Raw genomic sequence first — 18247 nt, 5'->3', positions numbered from 1 at the left:
TTCTTGACAAAGGAACCTTGTTGGAATAAACTTTAATTAATCGATTGATTAATTAAAAAGGAGTAGATCTGTGGAAAAAGATGCAAAGGAAAAGCTGATTGAGGCGGGAGAAAGGCTATTTGCGGAAAAAGGTTTAGCAGGTGTGTCAATTAGAGAGCTTTCAAAAGCAGCCGGTGCCAACAGCGCCTTAATTTCCTATTATTTTGGCGGTAAGGAAGGCCTCTATGCAGCGATTCTTGAGAAACAATTTGCACCAATTGGTGAATTGCTGGATGCGGTAAAGGGGATACAAACTTCTCCAACTGAAAAAATTATGGGTTATGCCCATAATGTGGTGCTCATACACAAGAAGATGCCGTTTCTTACCAAGTTCTTGATGGGAGAGCTACTAAATCCCTCAAAGTTTTTTGACCCTATTATCCGTAAATACATTGAACGTATTTATCATTTTATGACTGAAACCTTAAATGAGGGGATTGCCTGTGGTGAGTTCCGTGAGGAGTTGGATGTGAATACTGCAACATTGGCTTTGGCTGGCATGATGAATTTTTATTTTATTACCCGCCCGATAACCCGCCATTTTGCGTTAAGCAATTCTGATCAGGATGCACAATATGCCATTAATGCTATAGAGATTTTTTTGAGTGGGGTGAAAAATCATGATGGTTAATAAAAAGTTATTAGCTGGAATCATTGTTATTATTGTTGTGTCCGGGGTAGTTGGCTATAACTATCTTAGGCCAACAAAAACCGGTATTACAGCTACAGGCACTATTGAGGTAACCAGAGCCGATATTATGGCAAAGGTTAACGGTTATTTGACAGGGCTGGAGAGCAAGGTTGGTGACACGGTAAGATCCGGGCAAAAAATTGCCAGGGTAACACGAGCCGATTTAGAAGCCCAGGTGATCAGGGATGAGGCGGCGCTAGCCAAAGCTGCTGCTCAGCTTCGAGACCTGGAGGCCGGTCCGCGTAATCAGGAACGACAGGAACTGGGGGCGTTGCTGGCCTCCTCACGCTCGGTATATGATAAGGCCAAGCAGGACTATGTGCGGTATCAAAGTCTATATAGTGCCGGGGCTATCTCGGCACAACAACTGGATACTGCCAGTTCAAATATGGATGTTGCCTATAACGCGATGGTGGCAGCTACTCAACGGTATGCGCTGGGAGATGAAGGAAGCCGGCCGGAAGCCATTGAGGCACAGCGGCTTGAGGTAGAACGCAGCAAGGCGGTTTTGGCGGCAAGTAAGACGCTGGTAGAGGACACTGCGGTGATCAGTCCGATCAACGGACTGATACTCTCTAAAAATTTTGAGAATGGAGAGTATGTTAATCCCGGCGCAGCGATTCTTACGGTAGGCGATATGAGTGATTGCTGGCTTAAGGTCTATGTGCCGTCAACCCAGTTAGGGCTGATTGCTGTTGGGCAAGAAGCCCAGGTTAAGGTCGACTCTTTCCCCGGGCGGGTATTTAGAGGCGAGATTAAGGAAATCAGTCAGAATGCGGAGTTCACCCCGCGCCAGAGCATTACACAAAGCGAGCGGGCCAATTTAGTGTTTGCGGTCAAAGTGAAGATCGACAATATGGAAGGAATTTTAAAACCAGGGATGCCCGCCGATGTGGTGTTAAGATGATCTCCCTTATCGGGTTAACCCGGCGATTTGGCACTCTGACGGCGGTGGATAATCTTAACCTGGAGGTTAAAGCCGGCAGTATTTTCGGGTTGGTTGGGCCGGATGGGGCTGGAAAGACTACTACGATCCGAATGATCACAGGCATTATGGCTCCCACGTCTGGCAAAATAAGTTTGCTGGGCAGCGACAACACAGAATCTGTAAAAAATCAGATTGGCTATGTACCTCAAAAATTCAGTCTGTATGGTGATCTCACGGTTATGGAGAATATTCAGGTGATTGGCGCGTTATATGGGGCTAATAGCAAGCGGGTTAAGGAATTGGGGACAGAGATTCTGGACTTCACCAATCTGCTGCCGTTTAAAGACCGTCTGGCCGATAATCTTTCCGGCGGCATGAAGCAAAAACTGGCGCTGGCGGCCGGCCTGATGCACCGTCCTAAAATATTTTTTCTGGATGAACCAACTACTGGTGTTGACCCTGTGTCACGGCGGGAATTCTGGCAGATGTTATACCGTCTTAATAAAGAAGGCACGACAATATTTGTATCCACTCCTTATATGGATGAAGCTGAGTTGTGTACGTGCGTAGCCTTTATGAATCAGGGGCGGATTGTGGCTTGTGATTCACCCCAAAACCTAAAAGCTGCCTATCCTTTCCGAGTATTGGAGTTAATGACTGAGAGTAAAGCCATAAAGAGTGTGCTGACCAAGTGCCCGGTACTTGATGTAAACGCTTTTGGTGATCGATATCATCTGGTTACTGAATATAGTCCGGAGGTTATTCTTAAGGTCGAAACAGCATTGCATTCAGCCGGGATAACAGATTATTCATTGCAGGGGATCCCGCCCACCTTAGAAGATATTTTTGTACACCTTGCCGGACAAGGAGGTGCAGCATGTACGCCGTAGAGACAGAAAACCTTACCCGGGTGTTTGGTGACTTTATTGCTGTCAATCAAGTTAATTTGAAGATCCCTCAAGGTAGTATTTATGGCTTTCTGGGCCCAAATGGTTCCGGAAAATCGACTACAATCCGGATGTTGTGCGGAATTCTCACACCTACACGCGGCAATGGCCGTCTGCTTGGTCTTGATTTGGCGACCGAGGGGGAAACCATCAAGGAAAAAATTGGCTATATGTCCCAGAAGTTCAGTCTATATGAGGATCTTACTGTTTTACAAAACCTTGAGTTCTATGCCGGACTTTACAGCCTCACTGGCTCCAGACGGCAAGAACGGATCGAGGCAATGCTGGCTATGGCAGGCCTTCAGCAGCGGCGTGATGATCTTACAGCTAATCTGTCCGGCGGGTGGAAGCAGCGGTTAGCTTTAGGCTGCTCAATTCTCCACAACCCGCCGCTGCTTTTCCTTGATGAACCCACCGGGGGGGTTGATCCTATGTCCCGCCGCATGTTTTGGGATATTATTTACCAACTGGCTCATCAGGGAACAACAGTGATGGTGACTACCCACTTCATGGATGAGGCTGAACACTGTGATGCAATCGGCTTTATTTACGAGGGAACGCTGATTGCCGATGATACGCCGGCCAACCTTAAGCGAAACCTGCCTGGCCTGCTTTTGGAAATTCCCACAGAGGATCCGATGGGGATGTTTACTGTATTAGCGGCACAGCAAAGGGATGTTCTTGATATTTATCCCTATGGAACCAGCGTCCATGTTCTCATCCATGAAGAGCGGCTGGTTGACTATAAGGAGTATGCTTATCGAATAATTAGACCATCGCTTGAAGATGTTTTTGTTTATTATGTTAAATCAAAGCGCAAGGAGATGGTTGTGTGATTCGTCTGAAGGCCTTGCTAATTAAAGAGTTTATCCAAATGCGACGAGATCGCCTGACTTTTGGGATGATGGTCGGACTCCCTATTATTCAGCTTCTGTTGTTTGGCTTTGCCATCAATACTGATGTAAAACATCTCTCGACAATTGTTTTCGATCAGTCACTTCAGCAGGAAGGTCGCGACTTGTTGTCTGCCTTTCAGGCCAGCGAATATTTTAATATTAAATATGTCGCAACAGATTATCAAGAGGTGACTGAAGCCATTGAAAGTGGAAAAACCAAGGTTGGGATTATTATTCCCCCGGATTATACCGAAAATATTAAGCATGGCCGCAGTGCGGCCGTGCAGGTTATTGTTGATGCTTCAGACTCGATGACCGCCTCTTCAGCAATCACATCTGCCCAGTTAATCGGGCAAATCCGTTCGCAGGAAATACTTACCCAACGCTTGCAGGGAACGCAGGGCAAGCAGGTGGCTTTGCCGATTGATATCCGCATTCGCCCCTGGTATAATCCGGACTTCATCTCGCCCTTTTATATGGTCCCGGGGATTTTAGGTATTGTGCTTACAATGACAATGGTCATGATCACCTCGATGGCTATAGTTCGTGAACGGGAAAGGGGCACATTGGAGCAGCTTATTGTTACCCCCATGAAGTCACACGAGTTAATGCTGGGGAAAATTATTCCCTATATTTTCGTGGGCTATGTCCAGGCGACGCTGGCGCTGGCTGTTGGTGTACTTGTCTTTGATGTACCGTTAAGGGGCAGTATCGGACTGCTCTATGGCTTAACCACTCTGTTTATCATTGCTTCCTTATCGCTGGGGGTTCTTATCTCCACAATAGCAAAAACACAGATGCAGGCAATGCAGATGTCTTTCTTTATATTTCTACCCAGCGTGCTATTATCTGGTTTTATGTTTCCCAGAGAGGCGATGCCGCAGCTTTTTTACCAACTAGGCCATTTGTTGCCGCTGACTTTTTACCTGGAAATCTTACGGGGGATTGTGCTTAAAGGAATCGGTATCAATTTCTTATGGTCACAGGTATTTGCATTAATTGTCTATATTGTGGCAGCACTGACCATCAGTATTATGAAATTTCAAAAGAAAATTGCTTAGCAATTATACGAGAAAAGCCGCGTCCAATCAAAGGACGCGACTTTTTAATAGCTGCAGACTATTGCACAGCGCCGATTCGTTGTAAAGCCTCTTTAACTAATGCTTTTTTCGCTTCAGTCAGGGGTGCAGCCGGCGGCAGAACATATGTAGAGATATCAATACCACTCATTTTTACAGCTTCTTTAACGACACTGTAGAAAGGAGACTCTAAAGAGAAAATTGGCGGGATATATGACAGGAGTTTCTGCAATTCAATGAGGCGGTTGCCATCTTGCTCCTGGAACGCGCGGTAAATACCTTTGGTAAGGTAGGGGGCAAAGTTTGCACTGGAGGGAAAACCACCATCACCGCCGATAATCAGCGTGTCAAGCAGGTATTCATCAAAGCCGGCATATACGGCAAAATCCGGACGGACAGGCTTGACTGCCAGGATAATGTCCCGAATATGCCGCATAGAATCGACAGTATCCTTAATTCCCACAATAGAGGGGAATTCAAGAGCCAGTCTTTTCACCAGGGCCGGGCTTAGATCCTGGCCAGTAAGGGCCGGGAAATTGTAGAGAATGATCGGCAATTCCACTTCCCCGGCTACGCTTTTGTAGTAATTGTAAATGTTTTCTTCGGTTAAGATGGCGTAATACGGATTGACTAAGACGGTCCCGGCCGCGCCAATGGCTTTGGCATGATGACCGAAATGAATCGTTTCCTCAGTACCAGGCGCAGCAATGCCTATTAGTGTCGGTAGACGGTGATTTGTATATTTTACGCAGAATTCGGCTACCTCTTTGCGCATATCTGCAGACATCTGACTAAATTCACCGGCGCTGCCCAGAAAAAACAGGACATCGACCTTGCTGGCAATTAGGTGGTCAATTATTCGTCCCATGCCGGACTTGTCCAATTTGCCTTCCTGGTTCAAGATCGTTGGAACCGGTGGGATAATTCCTTTAAATAAGGGGATAGTCACAGTCATTCCTCCCATGATGTTGATGATTATTAATTATACCATGAGTTTGAGGATTATGATGTTGAAGAGTTAGTGTGATGCCTTTTATTAGGCACAGTAATGCACTTATGTAAGAAAAGATTGACAATTTCCAGAAAGTATGTTAAATTTTTAACAAAGTCAGGCGTCAGTTTGACCGTTATAATGATGGCCAGAGCATCAGAGAGGCGCAAACTTAAAAGGGAATTAAATTCCTGTAAGTTTTGCGCCTTTTTCTATCTTTTGGTGTTAAGTACTGACTTTTGCGAAAGGAGGTGGTAGGTGATGAGTCAAACAATGGGTATTGAGGCTGCCTTACTGTGGTTTTTGTTTGGTTCGTTCTTTCTTTGCCGGGCTTTTTGTTTAGTGGCAACCTTACAGGACAATTGGAAACATTCATAATGGTTGGCTGAACAGAGCTCTTTTGTTTTTTATCCCGCAATGGATGAATAACAAAAGGGTTTTTGTTTTTTAATCAAAAAAGTGAGAGCATAGTCTATATGCTCTCACTTAAAACTTTTAACTTATTTGCTGTATGTTAGTAGATAGTTTTGCCCCAATTGTTCGTACATCTCTAAGTGTTGGACGACCGCAACTTCTTGTGTTTTACTCAAGTTGTTGACGAACGTGCTTCCAATTGCTTCTTTGACGATACTTTCAATTTCAAAGGTACAATAGCCTAAAAAGGCTAAGCGTTTTATTAACAGCAAAATACGCTGTTTCATATTCATACCGATTCCTCCATTATTGTAAATTTTAAATTGGTAATTCATTACGTTCCTTGAACGTAATCAGCCGCAATTACCCTCGACTACTACCAATTGCTATAAGAACAAAGAGAAATTCGGAGAATTACTTTTTCTAAATAGAGGTTTTAAACCAGATGGCCAATAATCTTACTTATCATATCATGATGCGGGTACAGAGTCAAGCGTTAATTTAATTACTCACTATTTGCTAACCTTGGCTAAGCCTGCTTGACAGCAAGAATAATCCTAATATTACTGGCAGATAAGAGATATTGTCTTAGTCGGTAATTAAGGGCTAAGGGAAGATATCGTACATGTTTTTCATTGGAGAGGTTATACTATGACCGGAGGCGAGGAGCTGTGAAAAACGAGTTTGGTCAGGTTATTCCCATGTCTGCTTGGCGCTCGTCCGGTGGTTTTCCGTCTGCTGTGAACCGACCGGCTGCAGAGCAAACGGTGAAGGCGCTGGTTTATCCGGAAGACGGCGAATATATTGTGGTTTTTGGACAGCCGCCATATATGTGGCGCAGGCATAGATCCCTTACAGAGGTAGAGCAAACGTACTTTTATTTTGATTGGTCTGTGCCGCAGGAGGTTCAGACCGTTGGTAATCCCGGTACTTGTTGGTAAGCTATAAGTGTATGGATAAAAACTCCCAGGTTATGAAGTGATCCCAAAAAGTTAGATAAAATTTTAGTTAAGCAGCCGAGAGGGTTTGCTGCCTGTGTAAAGCGGGCGGCAAGCCCTTTAGCTTTATCTTGATACGACGATTATTGTAGTAATGGAGATAATTAATAAGTTCCTGCTCGAAATGCTCCATTGATTCAAAGTCTTGTAGATATAACAATTCGGTCTTAAGCAAGCCAAAGAAGTTTTCCATAACTGCATTATCAAGACAGTTCCCCTTACGGCTCATGCTTTGTCGGATACCCTTTGCCGCTAACATGCGCTGATACGGTTTCATTTGATAGTGCCAACCCTGATCAGAGTGAAGAACTAGATTTGAATTGTCCGGTATTCTCTGAAATGCTTGCTCCAGCATGTCTGTCACCAGCGAAAAACGTGGGTGTTTACTAATGGCATAGCTAACAATATCTCGACTACACAAATCCAAAATGGGAGACAGATAGAGCTTCTGTCCGAATAGCGAGAACTCTGTTATATCCGTAACCCATTTTTGATTTGGCTTATCGGCCTCAAAATTGCGTTCTAATATGTTTGGAGCAGTTTTTCCTACTTCTCCACGGTATGAATTGTATTTCTTCATCCGTACCCGGCAGAATAGTCCAAGCTGTTTCATAAGTCGCTGTACAGTCTTGTGGTTGATGATGATTCCTTTGTTTTTTAGTTCCAGTGTAATACGGCGATAGACGACGCGCTGCTTGTTTTCGGTATAGATCAATGTTATCGTATCTTTGATCTCATTATATTTGTCCGGCATCGCCAGTCTCTTATGATGATAGTAATACGTAGCACGCGGCAGTTTTGACACAGCGAGGAGTACATCGAGCCTGTGTTTATGCCTTAGTTCCGTCACGACTTGTGCTTTTTCTCTCGCTGTACCCTCTCGGTCACTAAGGCATTCAATTTTTTTAGGTAGTCAATCTCTGCCCGCAGTCGCTGGTTTTCGGCGATTAAATCTTCTTCTACCTTCTTGTTCAGTTTTGGCTTGCGTCCTTTTCGGGTGCCGTTGTCGGCACTGGCACGACCACGCCGTTCAACGAACAGTCCTTCAGGACCTTCTTCTAGGTAAATACGTTCCCATTTTCTAATTACTCCATGGTCTGGAATCCCGAATTTCCTCGCTGCTTCGCGATACGCTAGGCTATCTGCTCGCATATCCTCGATTACTTTTTGCTTAAACTCCCCGGTGAAAGGTATCCCTTTTGGCATGAAAACACCCCCAATTTTATCCAGTATATCATACTGTCTAACTTTGGGGGTGCAGTTCAGTTAGCCTGGGGGTTTCTTTATTTTATAATATGAAACAAGAATGTATTGATTGGCTGGAATATGTTGAATCACGGAATTTTTAACAGTTGTCGCCAGTAAACTTACAATAGGGAGTTTATCTGGAAACCAAAATTCCAAAAAATCCAGACTATAGTCGTGCTATTGGTTTTGAGTGGGTAACCGTGTTATAATAGGTGCGTTAACGTGTTTAAAGGAGCTAAAAGGGTGACCATGACTAGCATAAAAAATGTCTATGATGAAGTCCGTGTTTTTTTTGATGAAGAATCGGAATGGGACGTAGCGATAAAACGTGAATGGATTGAAGGTTTCTTGCGGCAAAAAGCCTGGCAGGGAGCTAATGATGAGGCACTAAGGGATACATGGCGCAATCTTCATATGTTTGTATTATATTTAGCTTATTCAGGTGAAACTGTCGTCGATGAGATGACGGCTTCTGAATATAGTTTGGCTATCGAATGGATGATTGTACAAATAGAGGATTTTAAGCCTAATGTCAAGACTGTACGACATCTGTTTGACGTGTTGCTGGAGTTTTATGAATTTCTGGCTACCAAAAAGATAGTTGCGGAAACAGCAGGGTTGCAGCAGGCAAAGGAGTATATGACTGGCGGCAAACGGCTTAAATTTATCGAAGCGGATAGCGAACAGGATGAATTGCAGCTATTTGAGGAAGGAGCGAGTTCATCATCTAAATCATTGCTGACGATGCCTAAGGATTTAGGGCGAATTGTTGGTGAGGCAGTTGAACGGCTGATGATTAAGTTTAGTGCTTATTTCCAGCAGGAGAATTTTGTCGATGACTTCGACCGGGCGCTAATGCTTTATCTTGGTCCTTTAAATCAAATGCCGGAAGACGAAGATGACGATGAGTTTTGGTTGGGGTTCTGGGACTATTTTCTATTTGACTATCATCTGCTTTCTAATGATAAAACGCCGTTGGTTCAGTTTAATATGGATTATAGTGAACGCCTGGCTAGTGAAGAACGGAAGATATTGCAAGAGCTTATGGGTGCAAAATTCACCGTGTTTTATGTTGAAAGCGTAATTAATCAGGATTGGGTTGAGTGTATTAACCTACTAACAGAAGAAAAATTCCGTCTTCCTAACCCTAATTTCGATTATAAGCTTGTGAAAAAGCTGCTGTTTTATGGCCATGTTTTCTTGCAACAGGAAGAAAAGGAACTGGTTATGATCAATTTCATTACTAGTGTTGAAATAAGCAGCAATTTGCGCAGACGGATTAAAGAAGAAATTATCCGCCAGAAAGTCATGCTGCAGATTCAGCAACCGGATGCGACCTGGAATGATTTTGTGCAGCGCCATGCTAATGCAGTGCGGCATACCATTGATCTTTTAGCTACATGGGCCAGGGTCAATGTTACCTCATATGCCCAGGTTGAGCGTAGTTTCCCACATCCTGCCAATCATGATAAAACCAGTATTGTTAATAGTGAGGTTTTAGAGCTAATCGAGAGGTTTATGCCTAAATTTGGCTATTCCCACCATGATGCTGTACTGGCGCAGAAATTGTGGCAAGATTTTTCTTATGCAGGAACTGTTAATGTTCGTAAGCCTGCCGCCTGGGCATCTGCCGTTATTTTTGCTTATTCTCAGATTAATACTGGTGATGCCGAGGTGCCGGCTGAGACATTGGCCGAAGAAATGGCCATAAGCAAATCCAGCATTAGTGTAAACCGCGCTAAAATGTTTGAAGTACTAAAACTGGAACGTTATGACCTCCGTTATCTAAGTGAAGAGGGCATGATTTCGTTGTTATACGATTTGCAGTAAATGTTAGGAGGGATGGAGAATGGAATGTCCTAACTGCAGTGCACACATTGAATCTGGAGCTAGTTCGTGCCCGAATTGCGGACATGAACTGGCAGTTAAGGTGCTCAGCCGTCAGGAGCGGGATAATTTCGATGGGGTTACTATTGAAGAAAAAAATGATGGTGACAGTCGGCGCCGGTACAGTAGTTATGAATCCAGCGATAGGGCGCGGGTTAAAGGCATTAATCTTGTTTTTGATTCCTCCGGCTGGATGGGAAAATTAATTGTTGCTGCTATATTTGCAGTATTGGTGTTCTTTTTCCTGCCACTGCTGTTATTTATTTTGCTGGCAGTTGGTGCGGTGCTTGTTACTGTCTGGTTATTACGGATGTTTAGAAGATAAGAAAAGAATAAAAACGCGGACGCAATTGCGTCCGCGTTTTTTAGTAAGCGAGAAAGCCCTAACTAATGTTAATCCATTAAGTTATGATGCAGTTTCAGTGTTTTTCAGATAATAACTGATTTTTTAATGCCTGATATTCTTGAGTAAAATATACGCTATTTTGCGCTTCGCGATGATCAAACCCATAGGCGCGGCGGCTGACGGCCAGGACGGGTGGTGCTTGAATCCGTTTAGCGACTGCCATGCCGGTATAAAGGCGCCACCAGCGCTCAAGATCTTCAATAAATTCACGCGGTCCGGGGAAAAGCTTGTTTACTAAGCCGGGCTCGCAGCCCAGTTTTTGCTCAAGAACATCTATGCCCTGAGTATACCATAGTAAAACATCTTCCGGGGTCACCCTGTTCCAATACTCCATAAAGGCCCGAAATAAAAAATCATGGTAGGGGTAGATAATTGGATCACCCTTGCCTTCATCGACCGATTGATCAAATGAAAGTTCGGCGCTTGGCACCAGATTAATCATAGCCTGGGGAATTATTTCACAGCCATAAACCTGCGTGTTTAAATAATGTGCCAACTGATAGACCTGATGTTTCCATAAATCAGCCAAAGCGGCTAAGAAGCCGGCTTGGTCGCCATACAGTGTAGCGTAGCCAACAGTAAGCTCGCTCTTGTTAGCATTACAGGTAAACCCGCCGCCAAAGGCAGCGGCAATGCCTGAGAGCAGCCGGGCTGACCGGTCACGGGCCTGGATATTCTCCAACACAAAGGATGATACTGACAGATTGCTTTGCAGGCCGCTCCCGAGATGGTTTATAGGGGTATCGCTTATTTGGGCGGCTGTATGTTCCACTGCTTGTTCGATAGGCATAACAGTATACAAACAACCAAGATTACGGGATAACTGTTCAGCCAAATCTTTGGTTGTTTTTGAGTTGAATTTACTGGGCATGTTTACCAGAAGAATATTGTCGGGTTTTAAAACACGGGCATACAGCGCAGCAGCCACTGCCGAGTCGATGCCGCCTGATACCCCGATCACTATCTTGGTCATGCCAATTGACTGCAGGAATTGCTTAATACCGTAGCAGATTGCCTGGTATAGGCTGTCAATGGTGAAGTCATCAGGTACACCGACAGGTGTAAGATTTTGTCCGCCGGAGCTAACGTCCAGCTCAAGATAATCAAGTGTTTCTGTGAAGGGCTGACAATATGCGATAATTTGACCGGAACTACTATATACGGTGCTGAATCCATCAAAGGTGTAGACAGTTTTACCGTTGTTTTGCAAGCCGGTATTGTTAACGTAGAGCAGGGGGGTGCCTGTATCCCGGGCCTGTTTGGAAAAAATTCTGTTGCGTTTATTGTTTTTGCCCAGCGTAAACGGTGAGCTCGAAATATTAATGATTAAGTCTAACGGGCCGTTGGCAGATAAAGCAGCAATCGGATCAACGCTGTAATCATCATTCCAGCCGTCCTCGCAAATAATGCAGCCCAGCTGATATTCTCTGCCCTTAATTGATAGTTTTACAGGCGTTAATAATGTCTCTACATCCTGTCTAAGTTCAAGTGCCAGCTTGCGTAAGCTGACAAAATGCCGCGTATCGTCAAATTCCCGGTAATTTGGATGTAATGTTTTGATACGGGTGGCGGTTAATTGACCATTGTTGGCAACAAAGCAGGCATTATGCTTGCGTACCCGGCCATCGTCACCATGCTTGTCCCATTGAACTGCTACATTACCAAAGATGATGCAGATATCCTGAGCAGCAGCGATTATCCTCCGGCCAAAAGCCTCACAATCGCGCAAATAGGCCTGCTGTTCCCAGGTATCGCCCAACAAATAACCGGGAATAGCCATCTCCGGGAAGATAATGATATCAGCTTGGTGGTTACGGGCATCGTTAATCATGGTTAACATCTTGGCGGTATTTAAATCCGGCCTGCCAGGAATAACTTCCATCTGGCCTAAAGCTATTTTGAGCAAAAAAATTTCACCTCAAATCGTACAAATGACATGCAGTGTACTTTTTCGCTGCCAGGCAGCGCTTGTCCTTCAAAACAATGCTAATATGTTATTATTTGTAGCTTTGTTAGGTTTAGACGTCACATTGTGTTTTTTTAGCTAAATATGAGAGCCGCCAGGAATGAATGGCGGCTTAATTAACTAACGCACAACATAATGAATACTGACTTCCGACTGTTCTGAGAGATCGACTACTGACTGGTCATCAAACTGGACCATAGACAGTGAGGGTTTCTCCTTGTTTATAAATACGACCCGTCCCTCGCGACCATCAGTAAGTGCTACCCTGTTACCTGAGAGAAAATTGGACATACTGTCAATAAAGGTTATACACACTTTCGGGTCAAGCCTGTAAACCTCATCTCGCAGCTTTTGCAGACTCAAATAAGGGCTCAGTTTTGATTGTGGATCTTCCCGGTTGATAGTGAGGCTTTCGTCATATAAATCAGCTACAGCAATAATCTTTGCATATGGATGAATGTAATAATCAGTGATTCCACCGGGATAACCGCTGCCGTCCCGCCGCTCATGATGCTGAAAGACGGCTGCAGTAATGCTCTGAGAGATAGCGGAGATTTTGCTGACAAGTTCATATCCATAGGAAACATGTTTTCTGTATTGCTCATACGCTTCCGGCAGCAGTTTAAAAGGCCTATGTAACAATTCAGGTGCTAAGCGGGACTTGCCGACGTCATGCAATAGGCCAGCCAGGGAAATAGCGCTAATTTGTTCTGGCGGATATTTCAGCCAGGTGGCAATAAGGGCTGAGATTGCGCTGACATTAACGCTATGATACATTGTATAATCATCGCATGGCGGCAGATTATAGAGACGGTCAATCACATTGCCGGCCTCGGCGACATTGGCGGCAATATCCGCAGCTGTGGTGGTAAAGGCTTCGAGTGGAATTTCCTGGGTAGCTCTGATATCATCAAATGCTTTTTGCACGACCAGGACTGATTTGTTATACGTATTAAGGAATTTCTGTATCTTGGGATCGAGAAGCGGATTGGCTGAAGATATTTCGCTATAAATAAAAACTTTGGGGACCTGCCAGTTACCCAGTTTTTGAATATTGTGCTGGCTGAGGATACTGTTCTTAGCAAACAGTATTTTCCCATCATCTGAACAGACATCGTGAGATAACTCCATCCCAGGAACCAGAAACTCAGTCTGATGCTCAATAATCTTACGTTTTTCATCGCCGGCTTCGCTCATAAGCACCTCTCAGTAAAGCGTTACACATACAGGGATAAAGATAGACTTAGTCGCTCTTAGCCCACGTGTAGCAGTAGAGGGTCTAGAGCGACCTGAAGATTCCATAAATGGACAAATATAGATAATAATTTCGACATCAGAAAAAAGAATCCTCCACTAACCTTTAATATATTAGCAGGAAAAATTTGCTGATTTATTAGCAGGAATTTTATAATTAGTGGATAAGTAATATACGAGTATATTTATGGAGGTGTTACAATGTCCGATTGTTCGACAATTATGGCGATTATCCAGGCCAACCGGGTAGAAACAGCTGTAAAAGTTCAAGATGTGCTAACGAAATATGGCTGTCATATTCGGGTACGGCTGGGACTGCATGATGCAGCGGTTGGTGGCTGTACTAACAGTGGCATCATATTACTGCAGTTATGTGGTGAGGATGTACCGGTTGATCAGATTGAACAGGAACTAAAAGTAATACCTGATGTAAAAGTTAAGTATATGACATTAGAATAAGAAAGCACGAGCGCGGTAACCCGCGCTCGTACTGTTTATTGACAAATTGAGGGAACAATTATATACTGTGAAAAAAATGCAAAAGCTATGGACAAGAATTCTGATTGGAGGGACTACTCTTGCCAGCAAATGTATATTTTATTCCGGTGGCTGATGCTCTGCCGCCAAATGAACAAGCTAAGGTAATGGCCAACATATTCGAGTCTTCCGGTGCTGCTCGGACTGTTGGCAGTAATGATTTAGTTGCGATAAAAGTTCATGTTGGTGAAAAGAAAAATACAACCCATGTCAAGCCTGAATTAGTGAGGGAATTGGTGCAAAAAACTAAAATCTTAGGCGGTCAGCCATTCCTTACTGAAACCTCTACATTATACAAGGGCGAGCGTGAAAATGCTGTAAAACATATTCTTCACGCCCACAAACATGGTTTTAGTATCGAAAATACAGGTGCGCCATTCATTCTGGCTGATGGTTTGGCAGGCAATACTGAGCATGAAGTTGTTGTTAACGGTGAGCTACATAAATCTGTCAAAGTTGCCAGAGAAATCTTAACAGCCGATTGTTTGCTGGTTGTTTCGCATCCAACCGGGCATCCTGCTGCCGGCCTGGGCGCTTGCATCAAAAATCTTGGTATGGGGCTAGCCAGCCGCATGGGCAAAATGCGCCAGCACTCGGCCATGTTGCCTGAGGTCAGCAATAAGGCATGCCAGTTTTGCCAAAAATGTATTAAATGGTGTCCTCAGGATGCCATTGTTGAACAAGCCGGTAAAGCATATATTGTTACTGAGAAATGTATTGGATGTGGTGAATGTCTGGCTGTGTGCCGGTTTGATGCTGTAAAATATGACTGGAATGCAGAGTCTGGATTCATGCAGCGGAGTATGGCCGAACATGCCTATGGGACAGTATTTGATAAACAGGGGAAATGTTTCTTCTTCAATGTGCTTATCGATATGACCAAAGACTGCGACTGCTTTAGTGTAAAACAGTCCAAACTTATTCCAGATATCGGTATTTTAGCTTCCAGTGATCCTGTAGCTATTGATAAGGCCACTCTTGATCTGACGGCTAAGGCGCACGGAAAAACTCTGGCTGAAATGTCATATGCTCATCATGATGCGATGATTCAAATAGAACATGCTGCAAAAGTTGGTATGGGGTCACTGGAATATCAGCTAATCACAGTTAAATAAGCTGTAAAAACAGCCTACTATTAAAATAGACCAGTAGTTACTAATGGTAGGTAAGGGAGATGCGGGTACGATGAAGACGAATGCCGCCAGAATATTAGATGGTCTTAAGATTGTATATGAACTAAGAGAATATAAAGTAGATGAAAATGATTTAAGCGCGCAACATGTCGCAGATAAAGTCGGGATGCCGCATGCTCAGGTGTTCAAAACATTAGTAGCCAGTGGCGATAAGACTGGTGTGATTATGGCCTGTATTCCTGGTGATGCCGAGCTTGACCTTAAGGCTTTGGCAGCCGCGAGCGGCAATAAAAAAGTAGAAATGGTGCCGTTAAAAGAGGTTCAACCGCTGACTGGTTATATAAGAGGTGGTGTGTCACCACTTGGTCCCAAGAAACGCTATCCTGTATTTCTGGATGCAAGTGCCGGTAAGTGGCCGGCAATTGCAGTCAGTGCCGGGATACGGGGATGCCAGCTTGTTGTTGCTCCTGATAAGCTGGCACAGGCCATAAATGCTACATTATGTCAGATTTCCCGTAACTGCTAGGGGTTGATTTTTCAAATGTCCGGGGAGGAGTTTTCTTACTATGGAAATCACTATTCATAACAGTATAAGCAATGTTGTTCCCAATGGTCGGTTAGGTTATCTAACTATCCAGAATGTTGTCGTCCGGGGGACACCGCCAGGTTTGAGCCAGGAGTTTACTCAACTGCAAGCAGAAGTAGCCAAGGCATATAATCTGGATATACTTCCAAAGCATCCTCGGATTTTGTCAGTCCGTAATATGTATAAAAAGCTTGATTTTGATCCGTCACGCTATCGTCCGGCGTCTGAAGCACTGGTGCGGCGGGTGCTGCAAAAGAAAGACTTATACTTTGTGAACAGTGCGGTAGATGTTAATAATTATTGCTCTATCAAATATTTATTGCCGTTTGGCCTATATGACTTAGATCAGATAAGCAGTAATATTGTTTATCAACGAGCCAATGAAGGCAGCTATCTTAATATAGCTGGCAATGTAGTTTCTACTGAAAACAAACCCTTTTTAACAGACAATAACGGCGTGTTTGGCAATCCTACCTCGGATGCGCGCCGGACTGCCGTTACGCTGACAACCCGGAATCTCTTGGCTGTTGTCTACGCTGATGAATGTACCGGCACCGATGAATTGCAGGAGATCCTTAATTTTGCCGGAGAGATGTTTGTTTGTTATAATGGCGGAACGGTGGCAGAAAAAAATATTGCTCATACAAAATAAGTTAGGCTATTGGGAGGAGTATATTGATTATGTATGTTAGTACACGCGGTGCAGCCGCAAAGCTAACGGCGGCTCAGGCCATTGCTCAGGGGATTGCCCCTGACGGCGGTTTGTTTGTGCCGGAGGCCATACCGTCGATAGACGGGCAGTTTTTGACCAGTCTGCTCCCGCTCACTTATCAAGAGCGGGCAACAGCCATTTTGCGGTTGTTTTTGACTGATTATACTGAGGTTGAGCTAACTGAATGTGTGGCAGGTGCTTATGGCGGTGGGAAGTTTTCGAATACTGCTGTAGCCCCTGTTGCCAAGGTAGCTGATGGAATATTTGCGTTGGAACTATGGCATGGGCCGACCAGTGCCTTTAAGGATATGGCACTGCAGCTATTGCCCAGGCTCCTGGTTTGCGCTCTCAAAAAAATTGGCGAGCAGGCCGAGATTGTTATTTTAGTTGCGACATCAGGCGATACCGGCAAGGCGGCACTTGAGGGTTTTAAAGATGTTGAGCAGACGCGGGTTATCGTGTTTTACCCTGAGGATGGCGTTAGCCAGATTCAACGACTGCAGATGGTTACCCAAGAAGGCGATAATCTTAGGGTAATCGCAGTTAAAGGTAATTTCGATGATGCCCAGACGGGTGTTAAACAGATCTTTAGTGACAATGATTATAACGCCGAGCTTGCTGAACACGGATTTAAGCTGTCATCAGCTAATTCAATAAACTGGGGCCGGCTTGTACCACAAATTGTATATTACTTCAGTGCCTACGCCGATTTGGTGAAAGAGAAGCACATCACAGCTGGTACTTTCGTCAACTTTGTTGTGCCGACAGGTAATTTCGGTAACATATTGGCCGGTTATTATGCCAAGCTGATGGGATTACCTATTAATAAGCTGATATGTGCGTCAAATAGCAATAATGTACTGACAGACTTTCTTACAACAGGCATTTATAGTCGCAATCGTCAGTTCCATAAAACATATTCACCTTCAATGGACATTCTTATTTCAAGTAACCTGGAACGGTTGCTTTATCATATAACAGGCGGTAATTCGGCACAAGTCAGTCAATGGATGACAGAACTCAATACTACCGGGCAATATAAAATTGCCGATGAGTACCTGACCGCTATCCAAGCTGTATTTCCGGCAGCCTGGGTAAGTGATGAAGCCACATCGGCAACAATCGGCCAGGTACATAAAGAGTATGGCTATCCACTTGATCCCCATACGGCAGTTGCGTGGCAGGTTGCTGAAAATTACCAACGCCAATCGGGCGACACTACCCCTGCTGTCATTGTTTCTACGGCTAGCCCATTTAAGTTTAATGAAACAGTCCTTGCTGCTTTAACCGACAGTAACAGCCTTAGGGACAAAACTGAATTTGTTGTCTTACAGGATTTGGCTCAGATAATTGGCATACCGGTACCATTGGCACTTGCTGAACTTGAGGGTAAGTCTGTTCGGCATACTGCTGTATGTGAAAAACAAGATATGCCTGCTGTAGTAAAAGCTCAATTGCGGGTAAAGTAATCCAATATAAAGCATAAATGCCACATAACTTTAGGTTATGTGGCATTTATGCTTTTGATGTTATAC

19 protein-coding genes are annotated in these 18247 nt (G+C 44.2%); 13 read left to right on the top strand and 6 right to left on the bottom strand.

Going from position 1 to position 18247, the window contains the following annotated elements; genetic code table 11:
• Positions 1-70: 70 nt before the first annotated feature.
• Genes VN379_RS12670 through VN379_RS12650 form a run of 5 tightly spaced genes read left to right on the top strand, consistent with a single transcriptional unit; the run spans position 71 to position 4562 of the window.
• Positions 71-670, top strand: coding sequence for a TetR/AcrR family transcriptional regulator (locus VN379_RS12670; protein ID WP_325534346.1), 600 nt, complete (start codon positions 71-73; stop codon positions 668-670).
• On the top strand, positions 660-1637 hold the full coding sequence (locus VN379_RS12665; protein WP_325534344.1) for an HlyD family secretion protein: 978 nt from the start codon (positions 660-662) through the stop codon (positions 1635-1637). Before VN379_RS12670 ends, VN379_RS12665 begins: the two co-directional genes overlap by 11 nt.
• A complete protein-coding gene (locus VN379_RS12660) occupies positions 1634-2548 on the top strand; it encodes an ABC transporter ATP-binding protein (RefSeq protein WP_325534342.1) in 915 nt (304 codons plus the stop codon). The genes VN379_RS12665 and VN379_RS12660 overlap by 4 nt, the downstream gene beginning before the upstream one ends.
• Positions 2536-3441, top strand: coding sequence for an ABC transporter ATP-binding protein (locus tag VN379_RS12655; RefSeq protein WP_325534340.1), 906 nt, complete (start codon positions 2536-2538; stop codon positions 3439-3441). Before VN379_RS12660 ends, VN379_RS12655 begins: the two co-directional genes overlap by 13 nt.
• Entirely contained in the window at positions 3438-4562 is a 1125-nt protein-coding gene (locus VN379_RS12650; RefSeq protein ID WP_325534338.1) for an ABC transporter permease, read from the top strand. Before VN379_RS12655 ends, VN379_RS12650 begins: the two co-directional genes overlap by 4 nt.
• Before the next feature lie 58 nt (positions 4563-4620).
• On the opposite strand, the gene VN379_RS12645 is transcribed toward VN379_RS12650, so the two are convergent.
• Positions 4621-5529: a dihydrodipicolinate synthase family protein gene (locus VN379_RS12645; RefSeq protein WP_325534336.1), complete on the bottom strand. Its 909-nt coding sequence runs from the start codon at positions 5527-5529 to the stop codon at positions 4621-4623.
• A 542-nt stretch (positions 5530-6071) separates the two neighbouring features.
• Complete coding sequence (locus VN379_RS12640) at positions 6072-6278, bottom strand: hypothetical protein (RefSeq protein WP_325534334.1); 207 nt, start codon at positions 6276-6278, stop codon at positions 6072-6074.
• Between the two features lie 378 nt (positions 6279-6656).
• Between VN379_RS12640 and VN379_RS12635 the strand changes: the two genes are divergently transcribed.
• Positions 6657-6926, top strand: coding sequence for a hypothetical protein (locus VN379_RS12635; RefSeq protein WP_325534332.1), 270 nt, complete (start codon positions 6657-6659; stop codon positions 6924-6926).
• 67 nt (positions 6927-6993) lie between these two features.
• Here VN379_RS12635 and VN379_RS12630 read toward each other — a convergent pair whose 3' ends face one another.
• Positions 6994-7833, bottom strand: coding sequence for an IS3 family transposase (locus VN379_RS12630; RefSeq protein ID WP_325534330.1), 840 nt, complete (start codon positions 7831-7833; stop codon positions 6994-6996).
• Complete coding sequence (locus VN379_RS12625; RefSeq protein ID WP_325534328.1) at positions 7830-8189, bottom strand: helix-turn-helix domain-containing protein; 360 nt, start codon at positions 8187-8189, stop codon at positions 7830-7832. Before VN379_RS12625 ends, VN379_RS12630 begins: the two co-directional genes overlap by 4 nt.
• A gap of 291 nt (positions 8190-8480) precedes the next feature.
• Between VN379_RS12625 and VN379_RS12620 the strand changes: the two genes are divergently transcribed.
• Together VN379_RS12620 and VN379_RS12615 are read left to right on the top strand one after the other, a co-directional pair.
• Positions 8481-10061, top strand: a complete 1581-nt coding sequence (locus VN379_RS12620; protein WP_325534326.1) for a hypothetical protein — start codon at positions 8481-8483, stop codon at positions 10059-10061.
• A 19-nt stretch (positions 10062-10080) separates the two neighbouring features.
• A complete protein-coding gene (locus tag VN379_RS12615) occupies positions 10081-10443 on the top strand; it encodes a zinc ribbon domain-containing protein (protein ID WP_325534324.1) in 363 nt (120 codons plus the stop codon).
• 94 nt (positions 10444-10537) lie between these two features.
• Here VN379_RS12615 and nadE read toward each other — a convergent pair whose 3' ends face one another.
• Together nadE and VN379_RS12605 are read right to left on the bottom strand one after the other, a co-directional pair.
• Positions 10538-12430, bottom strand: a complete 1893-nt coding sequence (nadE, locus tag VN379_RS12610; RefSeq protein WP_325534322.1) for an NAD(+) synthase — start codon at positions 12428-12430, stop codon at positions 10538-10540.
• Positions 12431-12610: 180 nt separating this feature from the next.
• Positions 12611-13687, bottom strand: a complete 1077-nt coding sequence (locus VN379_RS12605; RefSeq protein WP_325534320.1) for an HD-GYP domain-containing protein — start codon at positions 13685-13687, stop codon at positions 12611-12613.
• 258 nt (positions 13688-13945) lie between these two features.
• Between VN379_RS12605 and VN379_RS12600 the strand changes: the two genes are divergently transcribed.
• The 5 genes from VN379_RS12600 to thrC all read left to right on the top strand — a co-directional run bounded on the left by VN379_RS12600 (position 13946) and on the right by thrC (position 18181).
• Positions 13946-14203 carry a hypothetical protein gene (locus VN379_RS12600; RefSeq protein WP_325534318.1) on the top strand — a complete coding sequence of 86 codons (258 nt, stop codon included), beginning with the start codon at positions 13946-13948 and terminating at the stop codon, positions 14201-14203.
• Positions 14204-14322: 119 nt separating this feature from the next.
• A complete protein-coding gene (locus VN379_RS12595; protein ID WP_325534316.1) occupies positions 14323-15396 on the top strand; it encodes a DUF362 domain-containing protein in 1074 nt (357 codons plus the stop codon).
• Positions 15397-15466: 70 nt separating this feature from the next.
• On the top strand, positions 15467-15940 hold the full coding sequence (gene ybaK, locus VN379_RS12590) for a Cys-tRNA(Pro) deacylase (RefSeq protein ID WP_325534313.1): 474 nt from the start codon (positions 15467-15469) through the stop codon (positions 15938-15940).
• 40 nt (positions 15941-15980) lie between these two features.
• Positions 15981-16652 (top strand): B3/B4 domain-containing protein, encoded by a 672-nt coding sequence (locus tag VN379_RS12585; RefSeq protein WP_325534311.1) that lies wholly within the window; start codon positions 15981-15983, stop codon positions 16650-16652.
• Positions 16653-16681: 29 nt separating this feature from the next.
• Positions 16682-18181 carry a threonine synthase gene (gene thrC / locus VN379_RS12580; RefSeq protein WP_325534309.1) on the top strand — a complete coding sequence of 500 codons (1500 nt, stop codon included), beginning with the start codon at positions 16682-16684 and terminating at the stop codon, positions 18179-18181.
• Positions 18182-18247 lie beyond the last annotated feature (66 nt).

Source organism: Sporomusa sp., from assembly GCF_035561255.1.
Lineage (GTDB): Bacteria > Bacillota > Negativicutes > Sporomusales > Sporomusaceae > Sporomusa.
The sequence above is the reverse complement of the archived record's forward strand: the minus strand, read 5'-3'. Positions and strand labels throughout refer to the sequence as shown.

What these genes read in the sequence shown, in the direction of transcription:
- VN379_RS12660 (WP_325534342.1), top strand. Translation starts at nt 1,634, where the DNA reads ATGATCTCCCTTATCGGGTTAACCCGGCGATTTGGCACTCTGACGGCG.
- VN379_RS12665 (WP_325534344.1), top strand. Translation starts at nt 660, where the DNA reads ATGATGGTTAATAAAAAGTTATTAGCTGGAATCATTGTTATTATTGTT.
- thrC (WP_325534309.1), top strand. Translation starts at nt 16,682, where the DNA reads ATGTATGTTAGTACACGCGGTGCAGCCGCAAAGCTAACGGCGGCTCAG.
- VN379_RS12605 (WP_325534320.1), bottom strand. Translation starts at nt 13,687, where the DNA reads ATGAGCGAAGCCGGCGATGAAAAACGTAAGATTATTGAGCATCAGACT.
- VN379_RS12640 (WP_325534334.1), bottom strand. Translation starts at nt 6,278, where the DNA reads ATGAATATGAAACAGCGTATTTTGCTGTTAATAAAACGCTTAGCCTTT.
- VN379_RS12655 (WP_325534340.1), top strand. Translation starts at nt 2,536, where the DNA reads ATGTACGCCGTAGAGACAGAAAACCTTACCCGGGTGTTTGGTGACTTT.
- VN379_RS12625 (WP_325534328.1), bottom strand. Translation starts at nt 8,189, where the DNA reads ATGCCAAAAGGGATACCTTTCACCGGGGAGTTTAAGCAAAAAGTAATC.
- VN379_RS12620 (WP_325534326.1), top strand. Translation starts at nt 8,481, where the DNA reads ATGACTAGCATAAAAAATGTCTATGATGAAGTCCGTGTTTTTTTTGAT.
- VN379_RS12585 (WP_325534311.1), top strand. Translation starts at nt 15,981, where the DNA reads ATGGAAATCACTATTCATAACAGTATAAGCAATGTTGTTCCCAATGGT.
- ybaK (WP_325534313.1), top strand. Translation starts at nt 15,467, where the DNA reads ATGAAGACGAATGCCGCCAGAATATTAGATGGTCTTAAGATTGTATAT.
- VN379_RS12615 (WP_325534324.1), top strand. Translation starts at nt 10,081, where the DNA reads ATGGAATGTCCTAACTGCAGTGCACACATTGAATCTGGAGCTAGTTCG.
- VN379_RS12600 (WP_325534318.1), top strand. Translation starts at nt 13,946, where the DNA reads ATGTCCGATTGTTCGACAATTATGGCGATTATCCAGGCCAACCGGGTA.